At 42.0% G+C, this 3,570-nt stretch carries 2 protein-coding genes; both read right to left on the reverse strand.

Annotated elements, in window-relative coordinates:
- The coding region (locus ACTHN6_RS21200) for an FG-GAP-like repeat-containing protein (RefSeq protein ID WP_440437785.1) at positions 1-2,558 on the reverse strand (2,558 nt) is incomplete at its 3' end.
- Between the two features lie 117 nt (positions 2,559-2,675).
- The coding region (locus tag ACTHN6_RS21205; RefSeq protein WP_440437786.1) for a hypothetical protein at positions 2,676-3,570 on the reverse strand (895 nt) is incomplete at its 5' end.

The following is a 3,570-nucleotide window of genomic DNA, read 5'->3' on the forward strand; positions in this document are numbered from 1 at the left end:
GCTTTTACGGGATAATGTTTTGCAGCAACAGGATAGAGCCGTTTGCCTGCAAAAGGTGGTGGAGTAAACCGCTCATCGGCAAACACATCAACCGAATCAGGATGATCAACGGCAATGAGTTCGGCCTTATCAAAATAAACAGCTTCCCAAAGTTCTTCAGTTATTTTAATGGAATATTTGCCATCTTTTGGTTTAATGTTATCACCGGGACTAAGCAGGTATTCTTTGGATGCATCGGAGAAAGCATAGGTTGTATCTTTTCCGTTAATGGCCAAAGGCATGCCGAGTGCGCTGCGCCACATCATATCTTTTACAAACTCATACCGCTTGCCATTCCAGGCATACAGGAAAGGACAGGAGCCTTTGAGCATTTGCTCTTCGATTATTCTTTCACTGGCTGAAGGATCTTTAATGTACTGCGGTGTGCCGTTTGGCCAGATGATACGTACAGCATCAAGCGAAGTACGTGTGCCTACGCCAAAAGTGGTAATGGATCTTTTTATGGTTTTTACCTGATAGAGATCGCCTGCTTTGAGTTCCACCTGTGCACCTATGCCCAGCCGGTTATTTTTATTGCTGCCATAAGTAAGCCCGGTTAACTGCACCTGCATATAATGGTTTAAACTGCCTACATCATTCCTTATCAGTTTTATGCCACCGGGACCTGCCAGGAAAATATCGTCATCACCATCCGAATTAAAATCGGCAATAGCAATACTTGTAGCAACACCGGTTGTTTGCGGCAATAAAGACGATGCATCGCTAAAGCTCTTTGCATTCTCATTATGAAATAAGAATACAGCATTGGAAGATGTATTGGCTGTGCCCGCTACGAGCAGGTCGGCATAACCATCATTATCATAATCTAAAAATGCAGCATCATACACCTTTACATTTTGCAGGGTTGTGGAAATTGTTTTTGAAGCGGCATCAGCAGTAAAACGATTGCCGCTGGCATTCTTTAACAGGAAATGTTGCCCGCTGCCGGCTATAAACAGATCAGGTAATCCATCATTATTATAATCTGCAAACGCAACGGCTTTACCGTTGTACGCGGAATTTTTAAGCCCGGCTGAAGCAGTAGCATTTGTGAATTTCGAATGACGGTTATTGTTTAATAATGACAGGCTTCTTGTTTCGCTTGCCACAATTATATCTAAATCGCCATCGCCATCATAATCACTAAAATCCATACCGGCAGCACCTGAAATGGCAAGGCCCATGGCGCCTGCCTGTTCCGTAAATGTACCGTTGCTGTTATTGCGGAAAAATTTGTTCCCGGCTGTTGTGGATGCATACAAATCGAGGTCGCCATCCTGGTCAAAATCGGCAAAGATCATTTTCTGTATGTTCACTGAATTGCCTAATCCAATATCATTTCTTTGATAAGCGAACGTGCCGTCGCCATTATTTCTGTATAGCAGGATGCCTCTTGCTGTAGCAACAAACAGATCGGGATAACCGTTGTTATCATAATCTATAAATGCGGCGTCATGGTCTGCGGCATCATGATCAATTCCGCCGGGCACATCCGTTTCCTGGAAGCTGCCGATCTTACTTGCCAGCAACCGGCATTTTTGTTTGCCGCCTGTTATGCTGCTGGTGTATAAATACATTTCGCCGGCGTCTGTATAATCCGTTACGGCAATTACGCCATTAGTGCCTTTATCTGTGTCGCCAAAATCAAGGCCTATCAATTTTGTAGCATCGGTAAACCCTTTATTTGTGGCATAGCCTCTTCGTGTATTCTGGCCTTTGTTTTGCACCTGGCTTGAAGCAAATGCTGCATAACCAACCGGCAATTGCGGGCCTGCAAGCAGCGCCATCGATTCAACATAACTGCTGGTAAGTGCCAGCAGATCTTTGAACCGGCTTATCTGCATTTTGGCTTTTGAAAAATCTTTTGCGCTGAGTGATTGTGTAAGCTGATTATACGATGCATTTAATGCAGGTGAAAAAGAAGGAACGGTTTTTTTTATTCCCTGTAAATAAAATATTGCCGAATCTGCCTTATTGTTGCTGATAAGCAGTTCTGCGAGGTTGAGCCTGGCAACAACATTAGCCGGCGAAAGCGAAAGCACTTTAAATAAATATCTTTCCTTTAAATAAATATCTGCAGCCAGGCCTGAAAAAGCATACCATGCAAAAACATTGCGGGAATTTTTTCTGGCAATACTGTTTAACTGGATTATTGCATTGCGCCTGTCATTCTTCTGAAGATAAATTTTTGCGAGCACGGATTTTACATCCGGATCATCGGGCTTTAGTTTTAAGCCTGCTTTAGCCGTGCTTTCAGCTTTGGTGTAATTTTTTTTGGAGAGATAGAGAATGGCAAGGTCACGGTAATTTAAAATTTCATTAGGATCGGTCTTTATCGCTTTTAAAAATGCAAACTCCGCTTCGTTCACCTGGTTTTGCTGTAAGTATTGATACGCCAGCATCCTGGGCGGAAGATTTTCATTTTGAGAAAAGGCAATGCTGGCAGTAGATGCTATAATAACAAGCACGCAAAATATTCTTATGAAAAAACCTGGAAATAAATTATTAGCTAGTTTCATTTAATGGTCAATGATTTTGCAAGGCTACAAAATAAGTTGTATACAAATACCCTTGAAAGCAAATACCGCTGCCGGATTAATTTAATGCGAATAAGATAAAGCTAACTTTTATTCTTATTATTTTTTTGCATTCAATGCATTCTTAAACCTGTCTGTATTAATAACCCTCGTATTATATTCTGCCTGGTATTTTTTGTGCCTTGCATCCGCCGGGTAAGCTGTTTCACCCCGATAAGGATAAGCCGGCATATTATGAAAAGGCAGCGGTTCAACAGTTTGCCCGTAAGCTGTATTCAGGTCGCCATCTTTTACCCATCCTTCGCTGTAAATAAGAAAATCACGCTTCCATCCTTTGGGCAATACAGGTAAATTGGATGCATCAAAATCAATACTTATTTCATCACCTGAATTGCAGATGATATATTCATCATCGGCCTGTTTTAATAAAGGCAATACATCGCCGTACCGCGTATAATTACCTGTAAGGTCTCTCCATTTCTGCCCGCCCGAAACATTGTAATAATCAAACCAGTGCGGGCCAAACGGGCCACCTTTTGTGTAAGTGGATGAATAACCCCTGTAACCCAGCGTGGCTGTTGTCATGGTAAGATCATGCAGGTTTACCGGCGCTTTAGATAAACCGTTGGAGAAGAAAATTTCATCCCAGTAAATCTGCATATTGGTTTGAATCCTTACGCGCCTGTCACTCTTTGAAAGAAATTTGCCTGATAAATCAACAATGACCATTTTATCTTTCCCCATAGGAAAACCAATGTTGGGAATAACCGTTTTCCATTTGCCATCTTTATCAATTACCTGCAATGAAGGTGGTTTTTGCCGATAAGTATCGGCCTGTGCCATGGAAGTATTTATGCTGGCATCAGCAGGAAATATCCATCCACGCAAAAAGAGATGAAGGTTATTATTGGATGCTTTATCTCCCAAATCCAACACGAGGTCATGGTCTTGGGCAAGCCCCTGGAATTTGCCCATTTCAAAATTAGATATGTAT

The organism is Parafilimonas sp., from assembly GCF_051953455.1.
In the GTDB taxonomy this organism is placed as follows: Bacteria; Bacteroidota; Bacteroidia; order Chitinophagales; family Chitinophagaceae; genus Parafilimonas.